The sequence below is a fragment of the Qipengyuania qiaonensis genome, from assembly GCF_019711515.1.
In the GTDB taxonomy this organism is placed as follows: domain Bacteria; phylum Pseudomonadota; class Alphaproteobacteria; order Sphingomonadales; family Sphingomonadaceae; genus Qipengyuania; species Qipengyuania qiaonensis.
Map to the genome: position 1 here is coordinate 46,234 of NZ_JAIGNO010000009.1, position 13,998 is coordinate 60,231.

Annotated in this window: 13 protein-coding genes; 10 read left to right on the forward strand and 3 right to left on the reverse strand. The window is 59.6% G+C overall.

The genetic code is table 11. The annotated features are described in order from the left end of the window. Positions 1 to 68 precede the first annotated feature (68 nt). The 5 genes from K3174_RS13010 to K3174_RS13030 all read left to right on the forward strand — a co-directional run bounded on the left by K3174_RS13010 (position 69) and on the right by K3174_RS13030 (position 4,499). Positions 69 to 728, forward strand: coding sequence for a DUF4331 family protein (locus tag K3174_RS13010; protein WP_221559232.1), 660 nt, complete (start codon positions 69 to 71; stop codon positions 726 to 728). A gap of 38 nt (positions 729 to 766) precedes the next feature. Next, a complete protein-coding gene (locus K3174_RS13015; RefSeq protein WP_247712168.1) occupies positions 767 to 1,447 on the forward strand; it encodes a DUF4331 family protein in 681 nt (226 codons plus the stop codon). A gap of 78 nt (positions 1,448 to 1,525) precedes the next feature. After that, positions 1,526 to 2,869, forward strand: a complete 1,344-nt coding sequence (locus tag K3174_RS13020; protein WP_221559236.1) for a tetratricopeptide repeat protein — start codon at positions 1,526 to 1,528, stop codon at positions 2,867 to 2,869. Beyond that, positions 2,866 to 4,128 carry a HupE/UreJ family protein gene (locus K3174_RS13025; RefSeq protein ID WP_221559238.1) on the forward strand — a complete coding sequence of 421 codons (1,263 nt, stop codon included), beginning with the start codon at positions 2,866 to 2,868 and terminating at the stop codon, positions 4,126 to 4,128. The genes K3174_RS13020 and K3174_RS13025 overlap by 4 nt, the downstream gene beginning before the upstream one ends. A 62-nt stretch (positions 4,129 to 4,190) precedes the next feature. Next, complete coding sequence (locus K3174_RS13030) at positions 4,191 to 4,499, forward strand: hypothetical protein (RefSeq protein ID WP_221559248.1); 309 nt, start codon at positions 4,191 to 4,193, stop codon at positions 4,497 to 4,499. A gap of 54 nt (positions 4,500 to 4,553) precedes the next feature. Here the strand turns inward: K3174_RS13030 and K3174_RS13035 are convergent, their stop codons facing one another. Next, positions 4,554 to 6,581 carry a TonB-dependent receptor gene (locus tag K3174_RS13035; protein WP_345719654.1) on the reverse strand — a complete coding sequence of 676 codons (2,028 nt, stop codon included), beginning with the start codon at positions 6,579 to 6,581 and terminating at the stop codon, positions 4,554 to 4,556. A gap of 333 nt (positions 6,582 to 6,914) precedes the next feature. Between K3174_RS13035 and K3174_RS13040 the strand changes: the two genes are divergently transcribed. Together K3174_RS13040 and K3174_RS13045 are read left to right on the forward strand one after the other, a co-directional pair. After that, positions 6,915 to 7,454 (forward strand): GDSL-type esterase/lipase family protein, encoded by a 540-nt coding sequence (locus K3174_RS13040; RefSeq protein ID WP_221559250.1) that lies wholly within the window; start codon positions 6,915 to 6,917, stop codon positions 7,452 to 7,454. Continuing rightward, on the forward strand, positions 7,451 to 8,227 hold the full coding sequence (locus tag K3174_RS13045; RefSeq protein ID WP_221559251.1) for an SDR family NAD(P)-dependent oxidoreductase: 777 nt from the start codon (positions 7,451 to 7,453) through the stop codon (positions 8,225 to 8,227). Before K3174_RS13040 ends, K3174_RS13045 begins: the two co-directional genes overlap by 4 nt. Positions 8,228 to 8,339: 112 nt before the next feature. On the opposite strand, the gene K3174_RS13050 is transcribed toward K3174_RS13045, so the two are convergent. Together K3174_RS13050 and K3174_RS13055 are read right to left on the reverse strand one after the other, a co-directional pair. Beyond that, the gene (locus K3174_RS13050; protein ID WP_221559253.1) at positions 8,340 to 8,609 is read right to left on the reverse strand and encodes an alpha/beta fold hydrolase; all 270 of its coding nucleotides are present in this window, start codon (positions 8,607 to 8,609) and stop codon (positions 8,340 to 8,342) included. Positions 8,610 to 8,826: 217 nt separating this feature from the next. Then, positions 8,827 to 9,384 carry a helix-turn-helix domain-containing protein gene (locus K3174_RS13055; RefSeq protein WP_247712169.1) on the reverse strand — a complete coding sequence of 186 codons (558 nt, stop codon included), beginning with the start codon at positions 9,382 to 9,384 and terminating at the stop codon, positions 8,827 to 8,829. Positions 9,385 to 9,596: 212 nt separating this feature from the next. Here K3174_RS13055 and K3174_RS13060 point away from each other — a divergent pair, with 212 nt between their 5' ends. The 3 genes from K3174_RS13060 to K3174_RS13070 are packed head-to-tail and all read left to right on the forward strand — an operon-like array spanning position 9,597 to position 13,953. Continuing rightward, positions 9,597 to 11,621 (forward strand): serine hydrolase domain-containing protein, encoded by a 2,025-nt coding sequence (locus tag K3174_RS13060; RefSeq protein WP_247712170.1) that lies wholly within the window; start codon positions 9,597 to 9,599, stop codon positions 11,619 to 11,621. After that, positions 11,621 to 12,619: a dipeptide epimerase gene (locus K3174_RS13065; protein ID WP_221559257.1), complete on the forward strand. Its 999-nt coding sequence runs from the start codon at positions 11,621 to 11,623 to the stop codon at positions 12,617 to 12,619. The genes K3174_RS13060 and K3174_RS13065 overlap by 1 nt, the downstream gene beginning before the upstream one ends. Next, positions 12,616 to 13,953, forward strand: coding sequence for a peptide MFS transporter (locus tag K3174_RS13070; RefSeq protein ID WP_221559261.1), 1,338 nt, complete (start codon positions 12,616 to 12,618; stop codon positions 13,951 to 13,953). The genes K3174_RS13065 and K3174_RS13070 overlap by 4 nt, the downstream gene beginning before the upstream one ends. Positions 13,954 to 13,998: the final 45 nt, after the last annotated feature.

Genomic DNA, 13,998 nt, shown 5'->3' on the forward strand with positions numbered 1-13,998 from the left:
CGCGAGGGCGCTCGAAAGGCCCGGAAACGACACTGGTTCCGTATTTGAGCCTAGATGGGGAGATCGCGATGAAATATTCAAAAGCCTTGCCATATGCATTGGGAGGGCTCTCGCTTGCGACAGCAGCCATCCTTTTTGCGCCAGGGGTCGGAATAATTGCTGCCGACCACCTCGATCCGCCGGCCCGAACCGATCCTTCGATGGATAGCACCCCGGACCGTGCTGCAGACATCGCCGATATCTATGCCTGGCACACGGACACATCGGTCATTGTGGCGCTGACCTTCTCGGGGCCACAGGCGACCGACCAGCCTGCAACCTATGATCCCGACGTCCTTTATTCGATAAATGTTTCGAACACTGCGCCGCGGACGACCACCGACATACCGATCCGGTTTCGTTTCGGAACGGGCGCGATGGACCAGTTCGGCATTCGCGTAACCGGCTTGCCGGGAGTTACCGGAGCGATCGAAGGTTCGGTCGAAACGACATTGGAAAAGGATGGCGTGAGGGTCAGGGCCGGCCTTTTCGACGATCCTTTCTTCTTCGATCTTCAGGGCTTCAGAGACACTCTGAGTACGGGAACGTTGAGCTTCGATTCCGATCGTGATTTCTTTGCGGGTCAGAATCTGACCGCTGTCGTCATCGAAATTCCCAAAGATCGCATCGACACTGGCGCGCCGGTGGACGTCTGGGGAGCAACCGCACGATTTGGAGGGCAGCTCTGATGAACACTAGGACCTATCTTCCGCTTCGTCGCCTGGCCATGGCGACCTCGCTCATCGCTTGTCTTGGTACACTTTCCGGATGTTTCGATGGGGACGACGACGATGACGATGACGATCCTATCGCGATGCCGTCGCCAACACCAACGCCGACACCAACTCCAACTTCCTTCAATGTTCAAGCATGCCTCGATCAGATGATCCCGGGAACCGGCGTTACAGTGGCGCAAGCTGTCGTCCCAGACACTCTTACTCTGGATCTGTCAGCTGCTTCTGGCTTCCCGAACGGTCGACAACTCACAAACCCGGTGATCGATGTGACCTTGGCGGTCATTTTCCTGGATCTGTCTGTCAACGGGCCGGGGACTCTTGCCGGCCTGCCGCTCAATCCACCGGCTAACGATGTCTCGTTCAGAGATACGTTCCCGTATCTGGCGCCGCCGCAAGGATCACCACCGATTGCGGACAATAGTGGGGCAATGTTCGCCTTCCGAAGCGATCCAGAGTCGAGTTATGTGAGGGTCGACCGTATGGGCATGCCAGCCGTTTCGACCGCGCTCATCCCGTCTGGCCGGAAGAATGCCTATAACGATGCAGGGCCGGCGCAGGACGCCAATGGCGATTTCGTACCTGATCTGGCGGCAACACTGACTGGGCTTACAAATGCGCTTGCAGACGACCTTACAGGCGCCGGACTGACCCCCTGCGCAACGCCCGAATAGTGGCAAATTTGGCGGACGAGCCGCGCTCGTCCGCCAATACACTTCAAATTGAGAGCCGCAGCAAGAGCGTCGCCCTTTATGCCTGATGCGCTAAGACAATTTCGCTATCTTGCCGTTCCGATCGCTGCCGTCGCCCTTCTCACTGGCGTCGAGTGGTTGGCGAATGAGAAGACCGAAGCGCGGCTTAGTGCGGCCGATTGGCACCGTTCCGGATTCGGACCTGCTTCCTATAGCGCGGCGATCGCGCGGTCCGAGGCCGACATCGCGCTGGGAGGAGAGCGCGTGCGAAAGGGACGGGATCAATGGCTTCGCCACGAAAGCCTCGCGCGGGCATATCTGCTGCGCTCGCACCTGAGCTACACATATGACGAGCTTGCGGCTGCGGGCGAGGCATTGTCGGAGGCGAAACGCTTGGCACCTGCCGGCTCCGGTCCAGTGTTGTCCGATGCCGTCTTTGCCCAGATGTCCCACCAGCTCGGACGTGCCGAAGCATCTTTGAGGGTGATGGACGGATGGGCGGTAAAAAGCGAGCCTACGGAACTCGCCGAGAGTGCGAGCCTGAAAGGCGACATTGCATTCTACCGTGGGGATATGAGCCTCGCGCGTACTCGCTACGAAGAGGCCGGCCGCTACGGTCCTAGTGCAGGTGTCGCCTATCGGTTGGCGATACTCTCCAAATCACGCGGTGATTTCGATGCCGCGATCCAACATTTTGCCGATGCCAATCCGGACCCGCAAGCAACGACACCCTTCGCCAACGCCAACACCGCTATGCAGATCGGAGGCGTAAACCTCGCTCGAGGCGAGTACGAGTCTGCGAGAGAATGGTTCGAAAAGGCCGATCGTTTGTTCCCCGGTTTCTGGTTGATTGAAGCCCATCTGGCGCAGGCTCAGGCTTTGGAAGGCAATCTGGATGGTGCAATCGCGCAAATGAGAGATGTAGCGCTACGCGCTCCGTCGGCTGAAGTGCTTGACGCGTTGGCCATGCTTTTGCGGGCGAACGGGCAAGCCAAGGAAAGCCAATTGTGGGCCGCCAAGGCAGCAGCGATATGGAATGAGCGTCTCGCTCAACTTCCCGAAGCGACGTACGGACATGCGGTCGAGCACGAGCTTGTTTTCGGTTCACCAGACAAAGCTCTCGATCTTGCGCGCCGCAATCTGGCTGCTCGACCTTATGGAGAATCTCGCATCCTGCTTGCATCAGCCCTGCTCTCCAACGGGGAAATGAACGAGGCACTGGATCAACTGGCTTTGGCCGAAAAGTCGGGATGGCGGAGCGCTCCGCTCTATGCGCTTCGTGCACAAGCGTTCGAACTGTTGGGAAGGGAAGCAGAGGCAGCAATGGCACGAGATGAGGCAGAGACGCTGAACCCGCACATCTTCAAACGGGAAACTTCTCTGATCTGGCTGTCGCACGGATGATTGAAAAAGTGCGCTCGTTCTTGCAGTTCATCTTGCTTGCGGCGCTGGCCATTATAGCGGCACCGCTCGCCGCGCACTCCACTCCCAATTCGGAGGTCCGGTTGAGCGTGTTAGATGAAACAGTGATTGCAGACATTATCGTGCCGCGTGGCGAATATGCCTTTGGCACCGGCAATCCGGTTGATAGCAGCGACCACTCTCTTCGCGCGGCGCGCGAATACCTCCTCAATCATATCGATGTCGCGACCCCAAGCGGGCAGCGATGGCAGGTGTCCATCAGCAGTGTCGAGTTCGTCCAAATCGATGGCCCGCCCGATTTGCACGCCGTTGCAGAGTTGGTGCCTCCGGGCGGGGCGTCTCCGCTTGATCTTACGATGGAATGGCGGGTGCTGATCGATACGTTGCCCGGACATTTTGCGCTTTTTCTCCTCGATGATGGTCCGGGCGGCGGCGAACGGACAATCATCGGGGCTGTGCGGAATGGCAGTCCTCCGCTGAATATCACGCTCGCCCGTGAGGGCGCGCTCGAGCCCCTTACCAGCGCAATCGGGCTTGGCGCACATCATATAATCGAGGGATACGACCACCTGCTGTTCCTTCTGGTGCTGCTACTACCCGCTCCGCTCGTCGCCCGGTCCGGACGCTGGGCAGGGCATCGCCCGACAGGCGCGACGCTTATCAAGCTCGCCAAGATTGTTACGGCTTTCACAATTGGTCACAGCCTCACGCTGATCGCAGCAACCGTATGGCAATGGTCGCTGCCGACCGCCCCTGTCGAAATTGCAATTGCCGTATCGGTTCTCATCTCCGCGATGCATGCCGTGCGCCCACTTCTGCCCGGTAAGGAACCGCTCGTCGCGCTTATCTTCGGGCTGGTTCATGGGCTTGCCTTTGCAACACTTGTTCAAGAAGCGCATGCTGGAATGGTAAGCGGCGCGCTGACACTGTTGGGGTTCAATCTCGGTATCGAACTCGTTCAATTGGCCATCGTTGCTGCCGTTGTTCCGTCATTGCTAGTCCTGTCTCGTCACTCCTTTTACAATGGATTGCGTCAGGCGCTGGCCTATCTCAGTGCTGCGGCAGCAATGGCTTGGATTGTCAATCGCACGACAGGACAAGCAGAAGGTGTCGTAGCGTCAATGGAAACGGCGATGAGTCATATGGCGTGGCTGATACCTGTCGCAGCCTTGCTCGCGCTCGGCCTAATCGCTCAGAGCCTTATCCGCGATGGCTATGGCGCGAGGAGCGTCCGCACATGATCCACCACCAGAACTTGCACCGCCTGGCCCCGACAAGTTATTGCCCGAACTGTGGATGCAATTTGCTCCAGTTCGAAGAATTCACTTACGGCAACATTGCCATAGACAGGCGCGGCGATCTTCTTTTCGAAGGTTGCCCGCTCCAGTTACCACGAAGCCAGCACGTCATGGTAGAAGCTCTGGTGAAAGCCCAGGGCCGGGGACTGACGCGATCTGTTCTGGCAACCATCGCTGGAGGCGAAATCTACGACCAGACCGTCTCCAAATATATCGAGCGCGTGCGATCGAGTTTTCGCGACATCAAACCGGAGTTCGACCAGATCAGTTCGATGCGGGGTTTCGGGGCATATCGCTGGAACTATCAGCGGTAAGCTCTCCAAACGACACGCCAGCGATCGTGAGGCCTAAGCTGCCCGTGGGATCGACTAGAACCGATAGCGCAGGCTGAAACGAAATTGTCTCGGTTCGACCGGATGGAAATGCCGGTCCGCGACCGGGGTGTTCTCGCTGGCAAGCTGCGATTCATAGAAATAGGTGATATCGGCGTCGTTCGCATCGAATAGGTTGAAAACTTCGATCCCGGCCCGCAGGCTCCCCAGACTATAGAACGCGCCCAGATTGACCAAAGTCGTTGGGTCGGAGGTGACTGATCCGTCCTCGATCAGCGGCGCTTCCCCGAAGTGGCGCAGGCGCATCGTCAGGTCGAGTCCTCTCATGGGCGCTGCGGAAATCCCTGCCGACAGTACGTCAGCCACCGCACCCGGAATCTCGGTCAGTCCGGGGGCAACATCTCGAAACTCGGCGTCCGTATAGGCATAGGCGGCGTCGAGTGTCAGCCACGTGGCGGGTCGCCAGAAGGCTGTGGCTTCTACCCCATAGCGCCGGGTCGCGTCGTTCGGCTCGGTCGTTCCCGCATCGCCGACGAAGACAAGTTCGGAATCGAGGCCGAGATAGAAACCGACCAGCGAGGCGGTGAAATTCGGCCTCTCGAACCGTGCACCCAATTCCGCCCCGCGCGCACGCACGAATACCGGCACCCGGTCGGCCGGATCGCCGCTCGCAGGATCGATCGAGATCGTGGCTCCGCGCACGTCGTTCGAATGAAAAGATTCGCCGTAATTGGCATAGAGTTCGAGGCTGTCGACAGGGCGCCAGGCGAGTGCGGCTTTGGGGGAGAGCAGCGTATCCGAGCCACTGCCTGAATTAGCCGATAGATCAGCGTTGACGTCATAGCTCATCAAATCGCCCCGCACTCCCAGGTAAGCCCGGAACCGCTCGGTTAGATCGAACTCACCTTCCAGATAAAGCGCGCCACTGAACTCGTCGACCTGATCGCGGCGTATAGTGTTCGTCGGAACGGCACCAACGCTTTCGAACAGCCCGACATTCTCGATCGCGTCGTAACGCAGATCGCCACCTATCGTCAGTTTCATAGGCAAAGGCGCAGCGGTAACTGTGAAGGTCTTGCTCGCTGAACCGCCAAACACGTAGCGCCGATCCTGCTGCTGGAACTCATCTCCATCCACGGGATCGTCCAGAAAGTACGTGAAATTGGAGGTCAGCACCAGATCGTAATAGGTCGCAAAAGCATTGAACTCGGCCCCTCCGAGCGAACCGTTGGCGACGAGACCGAAGCGGGTCGTTTCTCCGCCGAGATCGTCGTCGATGAAGCCGAATCTGTCGATCAGTCCGCTTTCCACGGCGCGTTCTGGAATCTGGTCGGTCGAATCCCAGCGCGCGTGATAGCCGTTTAGCTGGACCGAAAAGCGATCGTCTCCCAAATCTCGGTTATATTTCAGGAGTGCGTTGTACTTCTCGAGGTTTTCGTCCCGGACCCATGGGCCATTCGAGAATGTACCATCGAACGCGAGCAGCAGATTCCCTTCTGCCAGTGGAGTACTGCCTGCCGCCGTGCCTCGATAGTAGCCGAACTCGCCCAGCGTAACCTGGGCGAAGGGCCGCAGCGTATCGTATGTCTTGAAGGCCACTGTTCCCGCGCCCGAGAAGTCACCGACATCGGCAAAATAAGGGCCTTTGCGATAGTCGATGCGCTCGATCGTCTCGGGAATGACAAAGTTGAAATCGAGATAACCTTGGCCGTGGCCGTGGGTGCGCATGTTGATCGGGACGCCATCCACGAAGCCTGCAAAGTCTGTACCGTGATCGAGATTGAAGCCGCGCAGGAAGTACTGGTTCGCCTTTCCTGTTCCCGAATGCTGTGTTGCTATAACGCCCGGAACATTCTCTACCAACTCACCCGTGCGACTGATGGGCAGCGTTTCGAAATCGGCATAACCCACGGTGCCCTGCGAGCCGGAAACGGCAATACCGATCTGTTCCAATGCACGCCCGTATACAACTATGACATCGGTTTCGGGTTGTGACACGTCGCTTGGGTCATCTTCGTCAGACCCGATGCGCTGTTCATCGGCTGATGCTGCTATGGCCGTCACTGGTTGGCACAGACAATAGAAAATCAACCCAGTCTGAATGATCGTAGCCTGTCTCAAATCCACCTCCCGAAACCTTCCCTACACAATGGGTACGAAGGTTCGGGCAATTCGATGCACGTCCAATTTGTCTCAAAATCGCATGGCTGTAGCGATCGGTACCTCTCGATATCGGTACTGGCTGCGTAAGGGTATTGATGCTGTTTAAGGGTCATCAGCCACTGGCCAGCATCTAAATGGAGTTATCCGTCAGCTATGCGCCCTCATGTCGGTCATTCCGAGTTTATCGAGATGTGCTGAAAAGATGCCAAATGTCCTGACGACGGACACTTAGCGGTGGTGAATGCCGGGATATCGGGCAATCGCCTGCTCTCGCTAGGCATGGGGCAGCCGGTGCTCGAACGGGTCGTGAGCGAGGTCTTTGCGCTCCCGAGGGCGGACACGGTGGTGGTCCTGATCGGGACCAACGACATCGCTTGGCCCGGCACGCCCTTCCGGCCCGACGAGTCTATGGTTACGCTGGCAGCGCTGCAGTACGGGATCCGCAGCCTGATCGCACAGGCGGACCTTCATGGCACCCGGATGATCCTCTCCACCATCGCCCCCTTCGGCGATGCGCTGCCCGGCACGCCGATGGAGGGCAATTACTGGACGGCCGAAAAGGACGCGCTGCGTCGCGCGTTCAACGACTGGCTGCGCGCCCATCACGGACCGGCAACCGTGTTCGATCTCGATCGCCTGCTCGCCGACCCGGCCGATCCTGTGCGGCTTCTGCCCGCCTACGACAGCGGCGACCGGCTGCATCCAGGCGCGCAGGGAAACCGTGCGATCGCCGATGCGTTGGTGACACTCATCCAGTCAGGAGACAGACATTGAAACTCGATCTATCCGGCCGTTCGACCCTCGTGACCGGCTCCACCGCCGGGATCGGCTTTGCGGCCGCCAAGGCGCTGGCCGAATGCGGCGCGCGCGTTTTCGTCAACGGGCGCGATGAAGCGCGCACCGCCGAGGCCGCCGGACTAATAGCAGCGCGCGCGCAGCCCGTGGCCGGCGATGTCGGCACGGCGGACGGGTGCAAGGCGATCCACGCCGCCACTGGGCCGGTCGACATCCTCGTCAACAATGCCGGAATTTTCGAGCCGGTCGATTTCTTCGATACCGACGACGAGACGTGGGATCGCCACTGGCAGGTCAACGTGATGAGCGCGGTACGGCTGTCGCGCGCCTACGCACCGGCTATGGTGGAGAAGGGCTGGGGCCGGATCGTGATGCTGGGCTCCGAAAGCGCGTTCAACATTCCGGCCGAGATGATCCATTACGGCGTGAGCAAAACCGCCGACGTCGCCTTCGCGCGCGGTCTCGCGAAACGGCTCGCGAGGACCGGGGTGACGGTCAACTCGGTCCTGCCGGGGCCGACCCTGTCCGAAGGGCTTGAAGACATGCTCGCCGACCGGGCAGCGCAGAGCGACAAACCACTGGAGGAGGTTGCCGCCGACTTCGTGATGGAGAACCGCCCGACCTCGATCATCCGGCGTGCGTCAAGCGTGGAGGAGGTGGCCAACATGATCGCCTACGCCGCATCGCCGCTGTCCAGCGCCACCACCGGCGCATCCCTGCGCGTCGATGGCGGCGTGGTGGACGCCCTCTAGCCACGCACGCGCTCAGCCAGCGAGGATGGCCTGCGCGAGTTCCTCGGGATACGTCAGCGCGAACATGTGCGGCGCATCGAGGATGACAGTCATGTTTGCGGCAGTCGTCGCATCAGTTCTGGCGGGGCCGACCGGTCGGTGCCCCTGCCGCTGCGCCGAAGCCCCTAAGGTCAATCGCGACGACGCGGTGGTGCGGCGTGAGACGGGGAATGACGCGCGACCACATGCGCCAGTCCAACCCTAATTCATGCAGCAGGACCATCGGCGGTTTCTCGCCGCCGCTGTCGAACAGCGCGGTCGTGTGATCGCGCAATGGGAAGGGACGCGCGGTGACCAGGGTTTCCCCATGTTCGGCGGCGATCTCTTCGACAAGGCACGCCATCGTCAGCGCACGCGGCCAGATGCATCAGCATCGCGATGGCCTCTCAAGTTCGGCTATCCGGCATGCTTTTAATGCTGTGCCTGCTTCAATAGCTTATATGACCGAAGGAGAGACCTCCGCTTGCCCTATTCGTCGAGCATCATTGCGGCAGCCAAGATTTGTTGCACCGAGTTTGCGACCCTCTTTCGCAGTATCTCGCTCCTGGCGGTGGAACGCCTCAATCGAGTGCATCGTCGCCGTGGATCGTCATGAGTGATTTAGCGAAGTCCTGTTCGCGACTCGCGCAAATGCCTAGGACATGAGCTTCGTCATATCCTTCCGCCACGACATAGGCATGACCCATACCCGAATCGATGTAAATTCCTTCGCCCTGATTCAAGGTTACGGGATCGTAGAACTCCGTGTGAACGACGATACTGCCATCGATAACGTGAATATATTCCTCGCCCGAGTGGCGGACTAGGCTGCCAAATTCCTCTACCGTGCGAGCTCGAATCGTCGTCACGATCGGAATCATGCGCTTGTTCCGCAGTTCCGGGCACATGTAATAGTAATCGTAATTGTCGGTCGTTACACGCACTGCGCGATCGAGCCGACCGATACTGCGACGTGCGGTGACGGAACGTTCGCCGCGTTCTTCGGGCTCGGCAAACAGCTCTGACAGGCGGATCCCCAGTCGCTGGCTCAGCTGGAGCAGCTTGTCATAGGTCAGCGTGAGCCGATCGTGCTCCACCTTGGAAAGCGTGGACACAGGTATGCCGCTCTCTTCGCTCATCCGCCTTAGAGTCCACCCGTGGCGCTTGCGCAAGCCGCGCATGAGGCTTCCGAGGGTCTGATGTCGTTCCGTCACAAACGTAGCCCTTGCAGACCTGGATTTGACAATTTTCTAATTAGGATCATTATGTCCTGATCATGCCATTTGATGTTCGAGCAAGCTAGCGATGAACACGGATCGAAGCAATAAGCCGCAGGGGCGGGGGACAAGTAATGTGTTTGAAGAAAGAAATCCTCACCGCGTTCGCAGCGATGGGCGCGTTGCTACTCTGGGCAGGCGGAAGCGGGTTTGCCCAAACGCCGCAACTTGATCTGCCCGTCGCGGCGGAACCCGAAACCGCTGCCGCGGTCCGCACCAGCGATGCGTCGCGCAACCGACCGACCGGCGCGGATCTGACCAAGTCCGATCTTGATACTTGGCTCGACGGGTACATGCCATATGCATTGGGTGACGGAGACATCGCGGGTGCGGTGGTCGTGGTGGTCAAGGATGGTGAGATCCTGACTCAGCGCGGCTTCGGACTTGCCAATGTCGAAGATCGGATCGCGGTGGACCCCGAACGCACGCTGTTCCGACCGGGATCGGTCTCGAAGCTGGTGACCTGGACTGCCGTAATGCAGCAAGTCGAACAGGGCCGGATCAATCTCGATGCGAACGTCAACCAGTATCTCGATTTCGAAATTCCGGAGCGCAACGGCGAGCCGGTCACCATGCGCCAGCTGATGACCCATACCGCTGGCTTCGAGGAACAGATCAAGGATCTCATCGGGCATGATCGCGATGAGATCCCTCCTTATGACGACCTGCTGAAGCGGTGGGTGCCGGAGCGCATCTTCGATGCCGGCGAAACACCAGCCTATTCGAACTACGGTACCTCGCTTGCGGGCTATATCGTCGAGCGCGTCTCGGGCGAACCGTTCAACGATTATGTGGAGCGGCATATTTTCGATCCGCTCGGCATGGATGATTCCACGTTCCGCCAACCGGTTCCCGAAAGCATGCGCGGCAACCTTGCCACGGGCTATGACAAGGCCTCTGGCGAGGTGGTGCCGTACGAAATCATCGGGCCCGCGCCCGCCGGATCGATGACTTCCACCGGAGCCGACATGGCGCGCTTCATGCTGGCACACCTCAATGGCGGCGAGTTCGATGGCAGCCGTATTCTGGAGACCGACACCGCGCAGCAGATGCACACCAGCGCGACCGACATGATCCCCGGTCTTGACCGGATGTTGCTTGGTTTCTTCGAAACCGGCGTGAATGGGCAGGACGTGATCGCCCACCTCGGCGACACCCAAGGTTTTCACACATCGCTTCACCTCTTCATGGACGAAGGTGTGGGCCTGTATGCGTCGTTCAACAGCGGCGGCGAAGAGGGTGCGGTCAACGGCGTGCGGATCAACCTGTTCACCGAATTTGCGGATCGCTATTTTCCCGGCGAGCCGGAGACGCGCAGGGTCGATGCCAAAACCTCCGCCCAGCACGCACAAATGCTCGCCGGGAACTGGATGGCGTCGCGCCGCGCGGATTCGACCTTTCTCAACCTGACCCAGCTTCTAGGCCAGACGTCGGTGGGCGTTGACGCGGATGGTGACCTCGTGTTGCCCCCCGGACTCGGCCTAACGGGGCGGCCGGCGAACTGGGTCGAGGTCGAGCCCTTTCTTTGGGAGGATATCAACAGCCATCAGAAGCTGGGCGCGGAAGTGGTGGATGGCGAAGTGACGCGCTTTAGCCTCTCGATCATGTCGGCTTTCACCGTATTCGAGAGGGTTCCTTGGTACAAGGACGCCTCGCTCCTGATGCCGCTGCTTTATGCGAGCCTTCTCGTCCTGCTGCTGACGGCGCTGCTATGGCCCACCCGTGCGCTGGTCCGGCGGCACTATTCCGGGGTGCTGGGATTCGAAGGGCGCGAACTACTGGGCTATCGCCTGTCGCGGATTGCGGCGCTTGCAATCCTCCTCATGCTGGTTGGCTGGGCAGTCACGATCACGCTGATGTTCGGCGACCTGACCAATCTCGGCGGAGCATTCGACACGATTGTCATCATCCTCCAGTTGGCCACTGTCGTCGTGTTCTTTGGCGCACCGGCCGTGTTCTGCTGGTATCTCTGGCAGGTCTGGAGTGGCGGGCGTCCATGGACGGCTAAGGCTTGGAGCGTTCTACTGGTGCTTGCAGGCTTGGTCGTCCTCTGGATCGGTCTCGTATTCCACATGATCGGGTTCGGGACCAACTTCTAATGACACAGCTTAAGCTGGCGGCGCGGCGCGAAACGCTACGCCTCGCTGCCCCATTCCGCATATCCGGGCATGTGTTCGAGAACTGCGACGTGATCGTGGCAACCTTGTCCGATGGAGAGCACGAGGGTCGCGGCGAAGGCGGCGGAGTTTATTATCTGGGCGACGATGCCGATCATATGTTGGCTGACATAGAGAAGGCTCGTTCAGCAATCGAAGCGGGGATCGACCGGGAAGGTCTGCTGCAGACCATGCCGGCAGGGGGCGGACGTAACGCCATCGACTGCGCATTATGGGAGCTTGAAGCACGGCGGCAGGCCACACCGACCTGGCAGGTTGCGGGAATCAATCAACCGCAACCGGTGGTGACGACCTTTACCCTTGGCGCGGACACACCGGAGGCGATGGCCGCCGGAGCGACACGCTACGCCGAAGCGCAGGCCATCAAGGTCAAGCTAACGGGCGAACTCAATCTGGACATTTCGCGTGTCGCCGCGATCCGCGCCGCTCGGGACGATGTCTGGATCGGAGTGGATGCCAATCAGGGTTTCGCCGTCGGCGAACTCGACCGTCTGGTGCGGGCGCTGGTGGACTGCAATGTCTCTCTACTTGAACAGCCGCTCGCGCGCGGATGCGAGAACGACCTGATTGGTTTCGACTGCCCGATACCGCTGGCTGCCGACGAAAGCGCGCTGACCAGTGCAGACGTCGCCTCGCTGGTCGGCAAATTTTCAGTATTCAACATCAAGCTCGACAAGTGCGGCGGACTGACCGAAGCCCTCATTACAGCAAAGCGGTGCCGCGAGGCCGGGCTCGAAGTGATGGTCGGCAATATGGTCGGCACGAGCCTTGCCATGGCACCTGCATATATCCTCGCTCAACTGTGTGATTACGTCGACCTTGACGGGCCGACCTTCCTGGCAAAGGATCGGGATCCATCGATTTCCTACGCCAAGGGAAAGGTTCGCTGTGATCAGAACGTCTGGGGTTACGCAGGGTGACCGAGACGCTGGCAGCCGACGGCCAGAAGACTTGGTTTGGCCAGCCGCGCGGTCTGACCGTGCTGTTTCTCACCAATATGTGGGAGCAATTCTCCTACTACGGCATGCGCGCGCTGCTTGTCTATTACATGACGATGGAACTGCTGATCGAGCAGAGCGTGTCTTCCTACATTTATGGCACCTACACCGCGCTTGCCTATTTCACGCCGATCTTCGGCGGAATCATCGCTGACCGCTGGCTGGGCAAGAGGTGTGCGGTCATTCTTGGCGGCACCATCATGGCGTTGGGCCACTTCCTCATGACTTTCGAGCTCATGCTGTACGTCGCGCTGGCCACGATCGCGCTGGGCAACGGCTTCTTCCTTCCGAGCCTGCCGAGCCAAATTAACGATCTTTACGCAGCGGACGATCCGCGCAGGCCGTGGGCATACAACGTCTACTATGTCGGCGTGAACATCGGCGGCTTCTTGGCACCGCTGATCTGTGGGACGCTGGGCGAATTTTACGGCTGGCACTACGGTTTCGGTGCCGCGGGCATCGGTATGGTCTTCGGGCTGGCAATCTATCTGATCGGCGGAAAGTACCTGCCGCCGGAAACGCGGGATCGGCCTGCGGAGGAGGAAGTTGGCGGAAGCTGGCAAGGTTTCGACCGTGCCACGCTGACGCTGCTGGGTGCGCTGCTGCTGGCGGTCACTCTGTTTCGCAGTGCTTACGAACAGGTCGGCAACACGGTTGCCCTGTGGGCCAATGAAGGCGTGGACCGCATGGCAGGCGCCTTCGAAATCCCGATGACCTGGTTCCAGTCGCTCAACCCGATGATCGTCATTCTGCTAACGCCCTTCCTGCTCGCGCGGTGGCGGCGGCAGGCGGAGGCGGGAACGGAGCATTCGCCGCTTCAGAAAATGGCGATCGGCGCTTTGGTTGTTGCGTGCGCATACGTGCTGCTCGCCTTCGCCGCGGCGATCGAACAACACGGACAGGCCAGCTGGATCTGGCTGGTGGCGTTCTTCCTGATACTGACGACCGGCGAGTTGTACATTCTTCCCAATGGCCTCGGCATTTTCGCCCGGCTCGCCCCGCAACGTCTCGGCGCCAGCACGGTCGCCAGCTGGTTCTTCGCGATCTTCACGGGCAGTCTGGCCGGGGGCGTGGTCGGGAGTTTCTGGAGCCAAGTTTCTCCGGCGATCTATTTTAGCTTGCTTGCCGGGATCGCGGTGATTGCAGCCTCGTTGCTGCGGCTGCTGGATGCCCCGGCGCGCAAGGTATTTGCCGTGCGTTTCGACGAGGATCCCGCGGCTGGCGACACGCAGGACCAGCCGAAGGCAGAAATTTGACATTTCTCTTATAGAGACATTATTGTCCTGATTAGAAAATATTGG

What these genes read in the sequence shown, in the direction of transcription:
- K3174_RS13010 (WP_221559232.1), top strand. Translation starts at nt 69, where the DNA reads ATGAAATATTCAAAAGCCTTGCCATATGCATTGGGAGGGCTCTCGCTT.
- K3174_RS13015 (WP_247712168.1), top strand. Translation starts at nt 767, where the DNA reads ATGGCGACCTCGCTCATCGCTTGTCTTGGTACACTTTCCGGATGTTTC.
- K3174_RS13020 (WP_221559236.1), top strand. Translation starts at nt 1,526, where the DNA reads ATGCCTGATGCGCTAAGACAATTTCGCTATCTTGCCGTTCCGATCGCT.
- K3174_RS13025 (WP_221559238.1), top strand. Translation starts at nt 2,866, where the DNA reads ATGATTGAAAAAGTGCGCTCGTTCTTGCAGTTCATCTTGCTTGCGGCG.
- K3174_RS13050 (WP_221559253.1), bottom strand. Translation starts at nt 8,609, where the DNA reads ATGGCGTGCCTTGTCGAAGAGATCGCCGCCGAACATGGGGAAACCCTG.
- K3174_RS13055 (WP_247712169.1), bottom strand. Translation starts at nt 9,384, where the DNA reads ATGAGCGAAGAGAGCGGCATACCTGTGTCCACGCTTTCCAAGGTGGAG.
- K3174_RS13060 (WP_247712170.1), top strand. Translation starts at nt 9,597, where the DNA reads ATGTGTTTGAAGAAAGAAATCCTCACCGCGTTCGCAGCGATGGGCGCG.
- K3174_RS13065 (WP_221559257.1), top strand. Translation starts at nt 11,621, where the DNA reads ATGACACAGCTTAAGCTGGCGGCGCGGCGCGAAACGCTACGCCTCGCT.